Annotated in this window: 14 protein-coding genes; 3 read left to right on the top strand and 11 right to left on the bottom strand. The window is 69.8% G+C overall.

The features are described 5' to 3' along the window. Positions 1–119: 119 nt before the first annotated feature. The 6 genes from ACZ5VQ_RS41250 to ACZ5VQ_RS41275 form a co-directional block, all read right to left on the bottom strand. Complete coding sequence (locus ACZ5VQ_RS41250; RefSeq protein WP_469109488.1) at positions 120–1,196, bottom strand: CDP-alcohol phosphatidyltransferase family protein; 1,077 nt, start codon at positions 1,194–1,196, stop codon at positions 120–122. A gap of 328 nt (positions 1,197–1,524) precedes the next feature. Next, entirely contained in the window at positions 1,525–2,742 is a 1,218-nt protein-coding gene (gene mgt, locus ACZ5VQ_RS41255; RefSeq protein ID WP_469109489.1) for a macrolide-inactivating glycosyltransferase, read from the bottom strand. A gap of 65 nt (positions 2,743–2,807) precedes the next feature. Further along, positions 2,808–3,587: an ErmE/ErmH/ErmO/ErmR family 23S rRNA (adenine(2058)-N(6))-methyltransferase gene (gene erm, locus ACZ5VQ_RS41260; protein WP_469109490.1), complete on the bottom strand. Its 780-nt coding sequence runs from the start codon at positions 3,585–3,587 to the stop codon at positions 2,808–2,810. A gap of 479 nt (positions 3,588–4,066) precedes the next feature. Continuing rightward, positions 4,067–5,359: an ABC transporter substrate-binding protein gene (locus ACZ5VQ_RS41265; protein WP_469109491.1), complete on the bottom strand. Its 1,293-nt coding sequence runs from the start codon at positions 5,357–5,359 to the stop codon at positions 4,067–4,069. Next, positions 5,359–6,192 carry a carbohydrate ABC transporter permease gene (locus ACZ5VQ_RS41270; RefSeq protein WP_469109492.1) on the bottom strand — a complete coding sequence of 278 codons (834 nt, stop codon included), beginning with the start codon at positions 6,190–6,192 and terminating at the stop codon, positions 5,359–5,361. Before ACZ5VQ_RS41270 ends, ACZ5VQ_RS41265 begins: the two co-directional genes overlap by 1 nt. Further along, positions 6,189–7,160, bottom strand: coding sequence for a carbohydrate ABC transporter permease (locus tag ACZ5VQ_RS41275; RefSeq protein ID WP_469109493.1), 972 nt, complete (start codon positions 7,158–7,160; stop codon positions 6,189–6,191). The genes ACZ5VQ_RS41270 and ACZ5VQ_RS41275 overlap by 4 nt, the downstream gene beginning before the upstream one ends. 235 nt (positions 7,161–7,395) lie before the next feature. Here ACZ5VQ_RS41275 and ACZ5VQ_RS41280 point away from each other — a divergent pair, with 235 nt between their 5' ends. Then, positions 7,396–8,247, top strand: a complete 852-nt coding sequence (locus ACZ5VQ_RS41280) for a phosphotransferase enzyme family protein (protein WP_469109494.1) — start codon at positions 7,396–7,398, stop codon at positions 8,245–8,247. 55 nt (positions 8,248–8,302) lie between these two features. Here the strand turns inward: ACZ5VQ_RS41280 and ACZ5VQ_RS41285 are convergent, their stop codons facing one another. Continuing rightward, on the bottom strand, positions 8,303–9,205 hold the full coding sequence (locus tag ACZ5VQ_RS41285; RefSeq protein ID WP_469109495.1) for a LysR family transcriptional regulator: 903 nt from the start codon (positions 9,203–9,205) through the stop codon (positions 8,303–8,305). Positions 9,206–9,333: 128 nt separating this feature from the next. Between ACZ5VQ_RS41285 and ACZ5VQ_RS41290 the strand changes: the two genes are divergently transcribed. Both ACZ5VQ_RS41290 and ACZ5VQ_RS41295 read left to right on the top strand, forming a co-directional pair. Beyond that, positions 9,334–10,302: a DMT family transporter gene (locus ACZ5VQ_RS41290; protein ID WP_469109496.1), complete on the top strand. Its 969-nt coding sequence runs from the start codon at positions 9,334–9,336 to the stop codon at positions 10,300–10,302. Next, positions 10,236–10,787 carry a YbaK/EbsC family protein gene (locus ACZ5VQ_RS41295; protein WP_469109497.1) on the top strand — a complete coding sequence of 184 codons (552 nt, stop codon included), beginning with the start codon at positions 10,236–10,238 and terminating at the stop codon, positions 10,785–10,787. The genes ACZ5VQ_RS41290 and ACZ5VQ_RS41295 overlap by 67 nt, the downstream gene beginning before the upstream one ends. A 74-nt stretch (positions 10,788–10,861) precedes the next feature. Here the strand turns inward: ACZ5VQ_RS41295 and ACZ5VQ_RS41300 are convergent, their stop codons facing one another. The 4 genes from ACZ5VQ_RS41300 to ACZ5VQ_RS41315 form a co-directional block, all read right to left on the bottom strand. Next, positions 10,862–11,584, bottom strand: coding sequence for an exonuclease domain-containing protein (locus ACZ5VQ_RS41300; RefSeq protein WP_469109498.1), 723 nt, complete (start codon positions 11,582–11,584; stop codon positions 10,862–10,864). Positions 11,585–11,677: 93 nt separating this feature from the next. Then, positions 11,678–12,910, bottom strand: a complete 1,233-nt coding sequence (locus tag ACZ5VQ_RS41305; protein WP_055616093.1) for an SAV2148 family HEPN domain-containing protein — start codon at positions 12,908–12,910, stop codon at positions 11,678–11,680. A 102-nt stretch (positions 12,911–13,012) separates the two neighbouring features. Next, entirely contained in the window at positions 13,013–14,332 is a 1,320-nt protein-coding gene (locus ACZ5VQ_RS41310) for a copper amine oxidase (RefSeq protein ID WP_469109499.1), read from the bottom strand. 100 nt (positions 14,333–14,432) lie between these two features. Further along, positions 14,433–15,248: a Tat pathway signal sequence domain protein gene (locus ACZ5VQ_RS41315; protein ID WP_469109500.1), complete on the bottom strand. Its 816-nt coding sequence runs from the start codon at positions 15,246–15,248 to the stop codon at positions 14,433–14,435. Positions 15,249–15,328: the final 80 nt, after the last annotated feature.

The raw sequence follows: 15,328 nt of genomic DNA on the forward strand, positions 1-15,328 counted from the left end.
ATGGTTCCGACGATTCCTGGCGCCACCCACCCCCCCCCACCCCCCCCCCACCCCCCCCCCCCCCCCTCCCTCCCCCCCCCCCCCCCCCCCCCCCACGCCGTCGTGTGCGCCACGCCGGATCAGGCCGCCGTGGCCACCTCGTCCCGCTCGAAGGAGTCGATGGTGCGGGTGAAGTCACGGGTGGAGAGCAACAGCTTGTAGATGATGGCGAGTTCGAAGACGAGAAGCAGGGCGCCGGAGACCAGGGTCGCCTCGATGACCGCGTCGAGGAGCGGGCCGACGATGAAGACGCCCATCTGGAATTCGATGCCGCTCACCAGGTGCGTACGAATCCGGTGGCGCAGGAGGAAGGACCGCATCCGGAGATAGACCGGGAAGCGGTGGCGGAACTCCTGCTGGAGGTCGATGACCTGGCCCTGGGGCTTCCGGGGAGCGTCGGCGGTTTCTTCGGAGGCCAGGTCGGCCTGGTCGGAGCCCGGGGCGGCCGGGTCGGAGGCCGGGTCGGCGAGGCCGGAGGCAGGCTGGGCGAGATCGAGGGCCGGTTGGACCGGACCGGAGCCCGGTGCGGACACGGTCGATGTCTTGAGGATGTCGTGTTCGATGTCCGCCGACGGATTGTTGCGCAGCAGGTCCTCCATGAAGGCGACCTCGGCGGAGTTCTCCGCGCGGCGGGCCTCCCGCACCCGCGCCTTGATCTGCTTGCGCATGTTGTAGCGGATCTTGAAGATCTCCAGGGAGTTGATGTACCGCAGCGTGTCGAGGCCGACGACCGCGAGGGCCAGCCAGATATAGATGGTGTCACCGGTGCGGTCGTACTGTCCGGCCATCAGCGCGACCCCGCACACCGCCACCCGGATACGGTCGAAGACGAAGTCCAGCCAGGCCCCGAAGACGGAGCCCTGGCCGGTCAGCCGGGCCACCTTCCCGTCCATGCAGTCGAGGATGAAACTCAGGTGGTAGACGAGGGCGCCGGCGATCAGCCACCGCCAGTCGCCGAGGGCGAAGCAGGCCGCCGAGACCAGGCCGAGCAGGAACGCCCCCCAGGTGATCTGGTTCGGCGTGATCCTCGTACGCATCGCGGTGAGCCTCACCAGCGGCGTGGCCACCGGGTCGACGAGCAGCACGGTCCACCACGCGTCACGCTTCTTCTCGGTGAGGCGGCGTACCTCGGCGAGGGGCGGTATGTCTCGGCGCATTGATCAACTTCCCAGCGTTCGTAGTGAGTTCACCTCACGCTAGGAAGGTGTTCATGCAAGGAACAAGAAGTGACCCGTGCAACCTTCGACAGGGGGTAACCGTCCAACCCCATAACCCTGTCCATGCCCTGACCGGGCGGATGCCGCGTTACCCGAGCGTTATCGAATGACCGTCCCGTTATCCAAAGGGCGCCATGGCTTCACCGTTGGCCCTACAACCGTGACCCGTGGGAATTCCGAGTTCGCGGACGGTCACCCCGGTTCGCGGAGGGTCACTCGATTTCGCGGACGGTTACCCGATCACACCCCTTCCGGTCTCGGTAAAGGTTCAGTCATGTGCCGTGGCGCTGTTGGGGATTTCCGCCTCGATCAGATCCGCCGCGCGTGCCGTGCCGCCCTCGGTCGCCATTCCCGCCTGGATCTCCTTGAGCCGCCGCGCGACGTCCGGGTCTTCGGTGAGCGTGAGTACGGCCTCGCGCAGGGTCTCGGCCGTCGCCTCCTCCATCGGCAGGTGCCGGGCGACGCCGAGCGCCTGAAGCATGTCCGCGTTGCCGAACTGGTCGACGGCCTGGGGCACACAGACCATCGGCGTGGCGGTGGCCAGTCCTTCCTGGCTGCCGCCGGCGCCCGCGTGCGTGATGAAGGCGTCGGCCTGCTTGAGGATCGCCAACTGCGGTACCCAGTCCCGCACTTCGACGTTCCCCGGAACCTCGCCGAGCTCCGCGGGGTCGACGTGCTTGCCGATCTGCAGCACCACGTGCCAGCCCGGCAGATCGCGGAACGCCTGCACGCACTCGCGATAGAAGGCGGGCTGCTTGGTGAAGGAGGACCCCAGGGACACGAGGGCGACACGCTCGGCACCGGCGGGCCGCCGCCACTCACCCTGGGCGGCACGGTCGCCCTGGCAGGCGCCGACGAAGGTGTACACCGACTCGTCGACCCGGTCGGCGTTCGGCTGCAGGGCCTTCGGGATCAGCACGACGGAACGGGCGGGGCGGCCGGTGAACGGGTCTGGATGCTCGGTGATCCCGTTCTCCTCCAGCCAGGCGTGGAAGCGCGCGTAGTACGCCCTGCCCCGCTCGGTCTGCTTCGGCTCCGCCCACATGGGCTCGGCGACCTCCTCCTCGTACCCCTCCCAGGCAACGAGGTTCGGCGACAGCGAGACGGCCGGGACGCCCCAGCGGTGGGCGAGGACACGGGCCGGGTACGAGGTGATGTCGTGCAGTACGAGGTCCGGTTCGTCGCCCTCGTACGCCTCGATGAGCTGCGGAAGTGCCTGGATCGCGTCGGCCAGGAAGGGCTCCACGTTGTCCAGGAGTGTGGTCCCCCATGCCGAGGGGTCGTCGTCCGGGGACGGCAGGGTCGAATTCCAGAGCTTCGGCTCGGCGCCCGTCTCCGCGACCTTCTCGGCGAAGACGGGCGGAATCGCGTACGTGACCCGGTGCCCGCGGGCGATGAGCTCCCGGATCACCTCAAGGCTCGGGTTCACATGCCCGTGGGCGGCGATGGAGAACATGGCGATGTGGGCGGGGCGTGAGGTGGTCATGAGCCGACCATAAACGAGACGATACGTCTCGTGCAACTTAATTGCGGCCGTCCGCCGTCCACGGCTCACCGCGACGCCAGCACGTCGTGGAGGCCCAGCCACTGCTCGGGCGGCACCTCCCCGACGAGCGCACGAGGGTCGAGCCGCGCGGCCCGGAACGCGGCATCCACCCGGCGCCTCGGATGGGCCCGGCGCAGCGAGGCGTGCAACGAGCCGCCGACCCCCGAGAAACCGAGCTCGACGAGGTGCCGCCAGTCGTCGTACGAGGTCCGGTCGAGCAGCGGGGTACGGCGTCGCTCGATGCGTACGATTCCGGCGTCGACCCGGGGTACGGGCCGGAACCTGGTCCTGGTGACCCGCCCGAGGAACCGCCACTCGAAGCGCGGCCAGGTACGGACGGTGAGCAGGGTCCAACTCCCGTAGTCCCCGGTGCGTTTGCGGGCGTATTCGAGCTGGGCGAGGAGCGTGGCGTCCGTGAGGCCGGGCGCGCGCAGACACCAGTCGACGACGTCCGCGGTACGTGAGAAGGGCACGTTCCCGGCGACGGAGAAGGGGCTGCCCGGAGGCCGCGCGGCGAGGAAGTCGCCGCCGATCACCCGCACTTGGGGCGTCCCGGAGAAACGGGCGCGCAGGGCGGGCACGAGTCGTGGGTCGATCTCGTAGGCGAGCAGCTCCCGGCAGCGGGGGGCGAGCACCTCTGTCAACGCGCCTTTGCCCGCGCCCACTTCGAGTACCAGGGGCGGGTGCCGCGGCGGTACGGCGAGCCGGGCGAAGCGGTCCGCGGTGGCACGGTCGGTGAGGAAGTTCTGCGAGAGCGTGCGCGAAACGTGGGTGGGGCGGGCCATGGCCTGCGGTCCTTGTCTTCCGTGAGGGTGAAAACGGGCAGACGAAGGCCCCGACCGGAAGGGAGGAAAAAGGACGCGCACAAACGGGCACGCGTCAGCCGCGTACCTGCTTCAAGGCGTACGTGAGAGGGGGCACCCCTGCGGCGAATGCCGTCAGCGGGCGCAGATCCCCGGGCCGGTCAGGGCACCGGGGGCGCAACGCATCCGAATGGAGTACGCGCAGCCCCGGCCGAGACCGGAAGAAAAAATCGCATTGATACCCACACCCGGCACGCTAGGCGGCCGGGGCCACCCCGGACAACCGATTTTCACCCGCACGTTCCTCCAGGGGCCCACCCCTAAGGGGCGCGGGGAACGGCGCAGTCTTTGGGGGCGCGGGGAACTGCGCAGTCTTTAGGGGCGCGGGGAACGCCGCAACCAGCCCCACCGCCCGGCACCCAACAAACCACCCCGTCCCCAAGCCCAGCGGCAGCGCCCCGTCACCTCTGATATCGCGCAAGCACCAGATTCCCGTCCCCCACCAACCGCTCACGCAACTCACCAAGCCCAATGGCCCCGCTGTAGTACTCCTGAAACGCAGGCGTGGCCACCTTGTCCTTCCACTCCGGATACCCCCGCACGGACTGCGCCGGCGCCGACCGCAGATACCGCGCAAGCGCTGTCCCGACCGCCCACCCGTCCTCCTCGACCCGCAGCGCCGGATCCCGGAGCGCCTCCGTACCGGTCGGCAGCATCCAGTCGCCTAGCGCAAGCCGCACCATGTTCCGCGGCTGGAGCAGGAAGTCGATGAACGCGGCGGCCTCCTTCTTGTGCGGGCTGTCCTCCGCGACGGACAGGGTCTGCGGACTCACCCCCTGGGTGAGCCCGTCCGCACCGGCTGGCGCGGGCAACACCTGCCATTCGAAACCCTTCGGCGCCTGCTGCACGATCTGCTGCCGGTAGGAGAACCCGAGCGGAACCATCGCGTACTTGCCGCCGAAGAAGCCGGGCAACGTGTCGGACCCACCGCTGCCGAGTGTCGAACTCGACGCGCTGCCATCGGTGTTGACCTGGTCGTGGATGGTGCGCGGCACCACCTCGTCGCCCGCGCCGAACCGGATGCGCACCTTGCCGTCGGCACCCCGGTGGAACAACTGCCCGCCGGTCGAGAGCGACAGGTTCAGGGTCGCCGACACGGGCTCCTTGAGCGGCCAGGCCACACCGTACTTGCCTTCCCCATCGCCCAGTTCATCGGTGATCGACCTGAACTCGTCCCAGCTCCAGGGCTTTTCGGGCGTGGGAATCCGTACGCTCGACTCCCTCAGCCACTCTGCGTTGGCGATCAGGACGCGCGGCTCCTGGAGGAACGGCACGCCGTAGACCCCGTCCCCGAAGGTCACGGTCTCCCAACTCCGCTGTGGAATATCGGACTTGAGCCGCTCCGGCAGCAGTTCACGCAGATCCGCGAGATACCCGCCGTACGCGAAGTCCGCGAGGTCGTCCGAGGCGTCATGGATGATGTCCGGCGCCTCACCGCCCTCGAAGGAGGTGAGCAGCTGGTCGTGGACGCTGTCCCAACTCCCCTGTACGTACTCGACCTTGACGTCCGGATGGGCGGCGTTCCACTCCTTCACCAGTTCCTTGTTGACGTCGACGGACTCCTCCTGCCAGGCGAGGGACTGGAAGCGGAGGGTGATCCTGCCGTCCTGCGAGTCGCTGTCGTCGCCGGTGCAGGCCGCACTGCCCGTGAGCAGCAGCGCCACCACCATCGCGACGAGCCGTTTCGTCCGCATCAGCTCTTCACCGCCCCGGCGAGCATCCCGCCCGTGATCCGTTTCTGGATGACCGCGAAGACGACCAGCGAGGGCAGGGTCGCCAGGAACGCGGCGGCCGCGAGGGGCCCGAGGTCCGCCACGCCCTCCGCACCGAGGAAGTGCGTGAGGACGACCGGAAGAGTCTGTTTCTCCGGGGTCTTGAGGAGCACCAGCGCGAAGAAGAACTCGTTCCACGCGCTGATGAAGGCGAACAGTGCCGTGGCGACGATCCCCGGCGCGAGCAGCGGCGCGGTGATCGAGACCAGTGTCCGCAGCCTGCCGGCGCCGTCGACGGCCGCGGCCTCCTCCAGCTCGGTCGGCACGGCCCGTACGTACCCCACGAGCATCCACAGTGCGAACGGCAGCGCCCACACGACGTACACCATGATCAGACCCGGTACGGAGTTGATCAGCCGCAGGTTCTTCAGGACCAGGAACAGCGGGATGATCACCAGCACGAACGGAAAGGCCTGGCTGACCACGACCCAGCCGGTCGCGGCCCTCGCGAGCCGTGTGCGGTGCCGGGCCATGACGTACGCCATCGGGGTCGCGATCAGTACGGCGATCACCGCCGCGCCGACCGCCGCGATCAGCGAGTTCAACGCGGCGTCCAGCAGCGGCTGTTCGTCGAAGGCCTGCCGGAAGTTGGCGAGCGTCGGGTCCTTGGGGATCCAGGTCGGATGCAGACTCCCCAGCTCCCGCGGCGGTTTGAAGGCGGTGGAGATCAGCCAGAGGAAGGGGAAGGCGAGAAAGACGAGATACGCGAGAAGCGCGAGGTACTGGCCCGTGCGAGCCGATTTCCGGGTCTTCACGCGTCCTCGCCTCCCCTCAGCCGGCCGACCAGGTGGAGGGCGAGGATCACCGAGATCACCGCGACCATCACACACCCCATCGCCGCCGCGTACCCGAACTGCCCGTAGCGGAAGGCCTCTTCGTACGCGAACAGCATCGGCAGCCGGGTGCGCCCGCCGGGCCCGCCGTTAGTCAGGACGTACACCAGGGCGAAGGAATTGAAGTTCCAAATGAAATTCAGCGCAGTGATGGCGAGTGCGACCGGTTTGAGGGCGGGCCAGGTCACCGTGCGGAAGCGGCGCCAGGCGCCCGCGCCGTCCATCGCCGCCGCCTCGTGCAGTTCGCGCGGGGTGTTCTGCAGTCCGGCGAGCAGGGCGACCGTCGTCTGGGGCATACCCGCCCAGACGCCGACCACGATCACCGCGGGCAGGGCGGTGGCCAGGCCGCTCAGCCAGTCGCGGCCATCGCCCAGGCCCAGGTCGCGGATCGTCTCGTTGAGGATGCCCGCGTCCGGGTTGTAGACGAGCCGCCACATGATGCCGACCACCACCTCGGGCATGGCCCACGGGATGATCGCGAGCGACCGTGCCAGCCAGCGGAAGCGGAGGTTCTCGTTGAGCAGCAGGGCGAGGCCGAGGGCGAGGAGGAACTGCGGGACCGTGACCCCCACCGCCCACAGCAGACCGATCCGGAACGAGTCCCAGAACAGGGTGTCGTGCAGCAGGTCCTGGAAGTTGAGGGTCCCGATCCACTGGGTGGGCTCGGTGCGGCCCGACTGGGAGTCGGTGAACGCCAGCGCGATGCCGTAGAGGAGCGGTCCGACGCTGAGCACCAGGATCGGGATCAGGGCGGGCAACACCAGGAACCAGGCGCCGTGGTCGACGAGGCGGTTCCCCGCGCCGCCGCCTCCCCCTCCTCCTCTGCCTCCGCCCGGCGCACCCCTCGCTGACCGCTTCCCTGACCGCTTCCTCACGGTCGCCGATGTCACGGAATCAGCTCCTTCGGGCGACTCGTACGGGTCTGGCCGTCCCGGCGGCCCTCGTCATCGTGCTGACGTACTGACACGCCGTCAAGGCAGCGCGCACACCCTCCTGAGGGCTCCCACCAGTGCGAATGCGACACTGGGCGGCGTATGGCGTGATCTCGACCGCCGACGCGACGACAACCGGAAGTCAACCGGACGAGAACCGGACGAGAACCAAGGGCTCCACGGGAGGCGAGTGATGGACGAGGCACAGGCGCGGGACGTGCTCGCCGAGGCGGGGTTCGACCGGGGCGCGGAGCTGCTCGCGCTGGGTGAGAACGCCGTGTTCGCCGCCGGCGACCTGGTGGTCAAGGTGGGACGCGACGCCGAACTCCTCGACCGGGCGCGGCGGGAACTGGCCATCGCCGTCTGGCTCGCCGAGGCGGGCGTCCCCGCGGTGCGGGCCGCCGAGTCCGGAGCGCGGTCCGTGTCCGGTCACCCGGTGACGGTGTGGCACCGGCTGCCCGCTCCCGTACGCCCCGCCGAACCCGGCGATCTCGCCGAACTGCTGCGACTGGTGCATGCCCTGCCCTCCCCCGTCTTCACGCTGCCGCGCCGCGAACTGCTGGGCGGCGTAGAGCGGTGGCTGCGGCTCGCGGGCGACGCGATCGACCCGGCGGACGCCGCGTTCCTACGGGACCGGCGCGACGGCTTCGCCACGGCCGCCGCCGCACTCACCCCGCATCTGACGCCGGGCCCGATCCACGGCGACGCGCTGCCCCGCAACGTCCACATCGGCCCCGACGGGCCGGTCCTGGTCGACCTTGAGACCTTCTCCACCGACCTGCGCGAACACGACCTCGTGGTCATGGCGCTCTCCCGCGACCGGTACGGGCTGCCCGCCGAGGCGTACGACGCGTTCACTCAGGCGTACGGCTGGGACGTGCGCGAGTGGGGAGGCTGCGGGGTGCTGCGCGGGGCCCGCGAGACGGCCAGCTGCGCCTGGGTCTCCCAGCACGCACCCAGCAATCCGAAGGCACTGGCGGAGTTCGAGCGCCGGGTGGCGTCACTGCGGGACGGCGACGAAACGGTTCGCTGGTATCCCTTCTGAGGCCCTCCCTTGGGCTTCTCCCTTCAGGGCGCACCGAGCCGCAAGAAAAGGGGGGTCAGCCTCGGCCCCGGATCGTCCCGGCCGCCCGGTCCAGTTCGGCGAGCACCGTCCGTACGGCCTTGCGGGCCGTGCGTTCGGGGCGGTGGAGCGCGTCGATGTGCCGACGGGCCTGAACACCGCTGAGCGGTTTGAGCACCAGCGCGGGGTGCGGGCGCATCGTCCAGCGCGGCATCAGGGCGAGGCCCCCTCCGGCGGCCACGACCTCGGCGACCACCGCGAACTCGTTGATGCGGTGGGCGAGACGGACGCGACGGCCCGCGGCCGTGGCGATGGCGTCGATGGTCGCCACCACCGGGAAGCCGTCGTGTGCCGTGATCCAGGGCTCGTCGGCCACATCGCGCGGGGTGAGCCGCCGTTTGACGGCCAGCGGGTGGTCGGCGGGCATCGCCACGTCGAGCGGTTCGCGCAGGAGGGTGGTGGCGGTGACCGTGCGCGGCCAGCCAGGGGTGTGTTCGAGGCGGTGGGCGAGCACGAGGTCGTACTCCCTGGTCAGCGGCGGGAAGTCGTCCTGCGTCACATCCGCGTCGGCGAGGGACAGCCGTGGTCCGCCGGGCGCGGCGAGCGCCTGGAGCAGCAGCGGGAAGAACGCCGAGGCCGCACTGTGGAAGGCCGCCACCGACACCTCGCCGTCCGGCCGGTCGACGAACTCCGCGACGGTGTGCCGGGCGCGCTCCAGCGCCGTCTCCACCTCGATCGCCGCCCCGGCCAGCGCCTGCCCGGCGTCGGTGAGCGCCAGCCGCCGCCCCTGGCGCTCGGTGAGCGGGACGGGGATCGCGCGCTGGAGCAGCCGTAGTTGCTGGGAGATCGCCGAGGGCGTCACGAGCAGCGCCTCGGCGACCGCGGTGACGCTGCCGAGTTCGCCCAGCTCACGCAGGATCCTCAGCTGCCGTTCGTCCATGTCCTCATCCCAGTCCGCGTCCCCGTCCTCGTCCCAGGGATCGCTTCGTTCCCGATGTAGGAATGCTAAAGGATCGTTTAAGAAGTTGGCTCTGGGCTTCAGGGACGTGGACGGTGCAGGGTGAGCGCGTGCCCGATGCCCGCCGTACCGATGCGGTACTCCTCCTTGTCGCCCTCGTCTGGGGTTCCAGCTATCTGTCCGCCCAGACGGCCACCGCCGTGCTGCCCGTCCTGGTGGTGCTGTTCGCGCGGTACGCCCTCTCCGCGATCGCCTGTCTCGGTCTGGTCGCCACCGACCGGAAGTCCGGCGGGTGGACCCGCGACGAACTCCGGATCGGTGTGCCTCTGGGGGTCACCCAGGCGGCCGTCCTGGTGGTGGAGACATACGGCGTCGCCCACACGAGTGCCGCGAACGCGGGGCTGATCATCAGCCTGACCATCGTGATCACTCCTCTCCTCGACCGCTCGGGCCACCGTGGGGGCCTCCCGCTGTCCTTCTACGCGGCAGCCGGTGTGTGCCTGCTGGCCGTCGGCCTCCTCATGTCGGGCAACGGCTTCCACGCGCCCCGCCTCGGCGACCTGCTGATGCTCGCCGCGGCGCTGATCCGGGCGGTGCATGTGGCACTCGTCGGCCGGCTCACCGTGAACCGTGCGATCCGCCCACTGCGGCTGACCACCGTGCAGACCCTCGTCGGCTCGGCGCTGTTCCTGCTGCCTGCCTCCGGCGAACTGTCCACGCTCGCCCACATCGGCTTCGCGGGCTGGGCCCAGCTGCTCTATCTCGCCCTGTTCTGCAGCGTGTTCGCCTTCCTCGCGCAGACCTGGGCCGTCCAGCGCACCTCGGCAAGCCGGGCCAGCCTCCTGCTCGGCACCGAGCCGATCTGGGCCGCCGCGGTCGGCATCGCCCTCGCCGGCGACCACTTCACGCCCGTCACCGCCCTCGGCGCGACCCTGCTGGTCACCGGAACGTACTGGGGCCAGGCAGTCGAGCGCGCCCACCGGTCCACCGCCCCTCCGGAGAAGGACACCGCATGCCTGACCACGACACCCTCGATCGCGACCGCACCCACGACACCTACGACACCTACGAGCGTCTGATCGCCCTCCTCGACACCGCCTCCGTCGCTTACGGACTCATCGACCACGAGCCTGAAGGAAGTACCGAAGCCGTCTGTGCCCTGCGCGGCCACCCCGAGTCCGAGGCCGCGAAGTGCATCGTCCTGCGGGTCAAGGTCGACCGCAGGACCACCCGCAACGTCCTCGCGGTGGTCCCCGGAGACCGGCGCGTGGACCTCGATGCCATCCGTGCGCTCTACTCCGCCCGCTATGCCGGGTTCAGCGACGCGGCCACGGCGGAGCGGCTGGCCCGCTCCGTACCCGGCACCGTGCTGCCGTTCAGCTTCGATCCCGAACTGGAGGTCGTCGCCGACCCGGAGGTCGTGGCCCGGCCGCGCCTCTACTTCAACGCGGCCCGCCTCGACCGCTCCCTCGTCATGTCGGGCTCCGACTACGCCCGCCTGGCCGAGCCGCGCATCGAGCCCATCGCGAGCCCGAGCCTGAACCCGACCCCGAACCAGGCGTGAACGAGCGGCGCGAACAACGGGCGTGAACGACCCGCGTGAACGACCGGCGTGAACGACCCGCGTGAACGAGTGGTTCAGACCCGCTCGTCCGCCAGGTCCCGTACCGGCCACGTCCCGTCGACCACCGCCGTCACGTCCCCCTTGCGGCGCAGGAAGCTCTGGAAGTCGGCCGCCCATTCCGCGTACCACTCGATCTGGCGGCGGTGGAGCTCCGCCGGGCCGAGGGCGGCGACCTTGGGGTGGCGGGCGGCTATCGCGCCGGCGAGACGGGCCGCGGCCAGGGCGTCCGCCGAGGCGTCGTGGGCGGAGTCGAGCGCGATGCCGTACTCCGCGCAGACCGCTTCGAGATTCCGCTTGCCGCGGCGGTAGCGGTCCACGGAGCGGTCGATCGTGTACGGGTCGATGACCGGCGCGGGATCGACTCCGCCGAGCCGGTCGCGCAGTGACGGCAGTCCGTGCCGCCGCAGTTCGGCGGAGAGCAGGGTCAGGTCGAAGGCCGCGTTGTACGCGACGACCGGGACGCCCGACTGCCAGTACGAGACGAGGACCGAGGCGATCGCGTCGGCCACCTGGTCGGCGGGCCTGCCGTCGGCCGTCGCCCTTTCGTTGCTGATCCCGTGCACTGCCACCGCGTCCGCCGGGATCTCGACTCCCGGGTCGGCGAGCCATTCGCGGTGCCCGACCGGCTCCGTTCCCCTGACCTCGATCACGGCCCCGGTGACGATGCGCGCCTCGCGCGGATCCGTCCCGGTCGTCTCCAGGTCGAAGCCGACCAGCAGCTCCCCGTGCCAACCCATGCCGGCCCCCTTCTTCGTGGTGCGATCCCCCAATGACCTCCACGATCCCATGGGCCACTGACAATCCGACGACCGCATTCCGCTTGACGCCCGTCAGGACACAGGTCGCGAATCGGCCCAAGCCACCTCGAACTCCTCGCGATACGTCCCGAAAAGCCCTTCTTCGCCGACCTCGTCCGGCTTCAACACCCGTCCCCCGCCGCGCAGCACGAGCACCGGCGCCTCCATCCCGCGCGTCCGCCGCAGATACGACTGCACGACCGCTATGCCGTCCGAGCCGTCCCCGTCGACGAGGTACGCCGTGAAGCGGGGCGTCTCGTCGTAGACCTGGATCTCGAAGGCGCCGGGATCGCGCAGCCGGGCCCGGACCCGGCGCATGTGCAGGATGTTCATCTCGACGGAGCGGCTCAACTCACCCCGCTTGATGCCCAGTTCACGCTCACGGCGCTTGACCGCGCTGGAGGCCGGGTTCAGGAACAGCAGCCGCACCCGGCAGCCGGACTCGGCCAGCCTGACGAGCCGCCGCCCCGAGAAGTTCTGCACCAGGAGGTTGAGGCCGATACCGATGGCGTCGAGCCGGCGGGCTCCGCCGAAGATGTCCTCGGCGGGGAACTGCCGCATCAGCCGCACCCGGTCCGAGTGCACGCCCACCACGTCCGCGTACCGGTCGCCGACCAGGTTCTCGACCGCGTCGACGGGGAGCCGGCGCGCGGACGGTACGTCGCTGCCCGCGCCGAGTATTTCCAGGAGCTTCGCGGAGGCGCGCTCGGCCTGGGCGAGGACGGCCTCGGACAGCGCCCTGTTGCGCGAGACGACGTTGCGGGTGACTTCCAGTTCGTCCAGGGCGAGTTCCACGTCCCGGCGCTCGTCGAAGTACGGCTCGAAGCACGGCCAGTGCTGCACCATCAGCTCGCGCAGCTGGGGCAACGTGAGAAAGCTCAGGACGTTGTCGTCGGCGGGGTCGAGCAAGTAGCCCTTGCGGCGGCTGACTTCGCGTACGGCGACGGCGCGCTGCACCCACTCCTGCCCAGCGGGTCCTGCGGCGGCGACCACCCAGTCGTCCTCACCGTGGACGGGTTCGTAGATCGGGCGCAGAACAGCGGCCACGACCGCGCGCAGCCGCTGTTCGACGAGGTTCAGCCAGATGTAGGCCCGGCCCGCCCGCTGGGCGCGCGTACGCACCTCGCGCCAGGCGTCGGCGCCCCAGTCCAGCTCCGCTCCGATCTCCATCGGTCGCGCCAGGGACACCGCGCCCGGTGGGGCATCCGTGGAGCTCCCCTCGTGACCGCCGTCACCAGGGGGCAACTCCAGCCCTCCGGACCCCACCCGCGCACCGCCTTCCGCTCCCCCGAGCACTCCCCCAGCCAACGATCAAGGAAGGGTACTCCGGGAGCGGCGGACGGTGCAGCCGGATGGACAGGTCGTTTCTCAACTACCGCGTTCTATTTGGCCGTTCTGATCGGCCAGCTCCGGCGGAGTGAGCGGATTCATAGCGGTGACGTCACGCGGGGCCAGCGAGAAGCCCTGCCAGTGGACCGGCATGGGCTGCTGGTCCTCGTCCCGGGCGACATGGTGGAAACCGATGTTCACCCAGGCCACGGGGTGCGTGAGGTTCTGTCCGTTGACCCACTTGTCGACGGACTTACCGGCTCCGGTACCGCAGTTGCGCAGGTTGTTGCTGGCGAACTGCTCGCACTTCTTGTACTGGGTGAAGTAGACGTCGTGCTTGGTGTAGCTGCGGCCCGGGTACTTGGAGGTGGCGCCCGGGACGAGTTCGTACGAGCGGGCGTGCTCGTCCTTGTTCTTGCCGGTCGTGCTGACCACACGCCACCAGCGCATGTTCTTGGCGTCGCCCGCGAGTTCCTTGGTGATCGGCGTGCGGGTGGTCTTGTTGCGCGGCGCCTCGCCGTTGGCGGCGGGCGGGCTGACCACGGAGTCGTACTGCTCGACCTTGTTCTTGGAGTTGCCGTCGAGGCCGAAGTTGAGCCGCCAGAAGACGTTGTGGCTGTGGCTGGTGGCGTACGACTTGGCGCCCTTGCCGATCGGCCAGCCGCGGCCGTCACCGGCGTCGTAGTCACCGGGCGAGAGGCTGCCGGTGGCGCCGACGTTCATGTTGATCGCACCGTCGTCCGAGAAGCGCCACTCGGTGATGTACTCGTACCAGCCGACCTGGTTGACGGTGTAGACCAGCAGGTCCTTGCCCTGCTGCTGGAAGACCTTGCTCGCCGAGTCGCCCTGCATGCGGTAGGCGTGGCCGCGCGAACGGGTCGTGGTGCACAGGCCCTTGACGTTCGGGTGCTCCGGGTCCCAGGAGTCCGGGACCTTGACCGTCTTGATGGTGCCGCCGGGGCACTCCCCGGGGGCCATGTTCATCAGGCCCTGGCCGAATCCGGCGCCGGTGAGGTCGTCGTACTCGACCGAGCCGTCGTCGTAGGGGACGTGGATCTGGGCGAGCTTCGCGCTCGTCAGGACACGTATGGGGGCGGCCTCGCCCTTGGGCTGGTACGAGACGTTCTCCAGGACGAGCCCGGCCTCGCTCTCGTAGTGCCAGCACATCGACCACTTGGTGCCGGTGGCGAGCGTCTGCTCGATCTTGTACGCCGCACTGCAGTCGGCGGCCGCCGCGGGGGCGACCTTGGGCTGGGCGACGGCCGGTCCCGCGGCCGTGGTGGCGCCGACGGTCAGGGCGGCCACCGAGAGGCCCACCGCCGTCCGCCTGCGGGCGCGACCGATGTTGTTCACGCGCATGAAGAAATGACTCCCTTGCACAAGCAGGAAAGTTGGAAAGGTGAACCGACCCCCGGTGCTCCGAGGCCGGTGAACGCGAGAGGCCGAACGGAAGGGCGGGTCAGCCGACCTTGGCGATCTTCCGGGCGCTCAGATCGACCACCAGGTCACGGCTGTCGATCCAGGGACCGTTCTTGGCCTTCACGAAGAGCCGCAGGCAGCGGTGCTTGCCGCAGTCGGCGAGGGCCGCGGGCGTACCGGCGTTCGCCCGGTAGACCATGCTGTTGAGCAACAGCTGGTCGGGAGTGGTCAGCTCCTTGCCGGTGGCGTCCTTGAAGTCGGCCTTCAGGCCGGCGCCGAGCCGGTCGGCGATCAGGAGCTGTGCGGCCTCGACGGTCTCGGCACGGCTGAGCGGCGGCTGGACGCCGTGCTGGGTGTCGGTCCCCTCGACCTTGCCGGTGTCGAGGTTCACGGTCTTGGTGACGAGCGAGTCGTCCTTGTAGTCGTAGAACGACACCTCGGCGCGGCGCGGCGCGTTCGGGTCGTCCAGTTCGCTCTCGTCGGGCTCGGCGAGGTCGACGGTGATCCGCTGGGGACCCTTGTCGCCCTCGACGTTCTCGCTGGTGCGGAAGAGCTGCCGGTCGAGGGCGAGCTTCTCGACACGCTCGGTCTCGTCGTCGGTGAGCGGGTCGCGCCCCTTGCCCTTGTCGCCCTCGGCCGGGGCGTCCTCGACGACGCCGGGCTGTACGGCCCCCTGAGCCTGGTCCTGGCTCTGTCCGGCCTGCTGGGAGGTCTGGCCCGTCCCGTTGCCGCCACCGGAGTCGTCGGCACCCGCCGAGCCCGGCAGGGTGATCCCGACCATGACGGCGGTCCCGGCGACCGCGATGGCCGCACCCGCCACCACCTTGCCCAGATGGCGGTGCACTATCGTGCGCACATTTCCCCCTACTCCCCCTGCATCTATAGGAGTCGCTCGAGTCCCACTGGTTCGGCATACCGCGTATGCACTGGTCGTTC

It is taken from the genome of Streptomyces sp. NPDC033178, from assembly GCF_055577685.1.

Excerpts from the sequence above, each read along its gene's own strand:
- ACZ5VQ_RS41250 (WP_469109488.1), bottom strand. The coding sequence starts at position 1,196 with ATGCGCCGAGACATACCGCCCCTCGCCGAGGTACGCCGCCTCACCGAG.
- mgt (WP_469109489.1), bottom strand. The coding sequence starts at position 2,742 with ATGACCACCTCACGCCCCGCCCACATCGCCATGTTCTCCATCGCCGCC.
- erm (WP_469109490.1), bottom strand. The coding sequence starts at position 3,587 with ATGGCCCGCCCCACCCACGTTTCGCGCACGCTCTCGCAGAACTTCCTC.
- ACZ5VQ_RS41265 (WP_469109491.1), bottom strand. The coding sequence starts at position 5,359 with ATGCGGACGAAACGGCTCGTCGCGATGGTGGTGGCGCTGCTGCTCACG.
- ACZ5VQ_RS41280 (WP_469109494.1), top strand. The coding sequence starts at position 7,396 with ATGGACGAGGCACAGGCGCGGGACGTGCTCGCCGAGGCGGGGTTCGAC.
- ACZ5VQ_RS41285 (WP_469109495.1), bottom strand. The coding sequence starts at position 9,205 with ATGGACGAACGGCAGCTGAGGATCCTGCGTGAGCTGGGCGAACTCGGC.
- ACZ5VQ_RS41295 (WP_469109497.1), top strand. The coding sequence starts at position 10,236 with ATGCCTGACCACGACACCCTCGATCGCGACCGCACCCACGACACCTAC.
- ACZ5VQ_RS41300 (WP_469109498.1), bottom strand. The coding sequence starts at position 11,584 with ATGGGTTGGCACGGGGAGCTGCTGGTCGGCTTCGACCTGGAGACGACC.
- ACZ5VQ_RS41310 (WP_469109499.1), bottom strand. The coding sequence starts at position 14,332 with ATGCGCGTGAACAACATCGGTCGCGCCCGCAGGCGGACGGCGGTGGGC.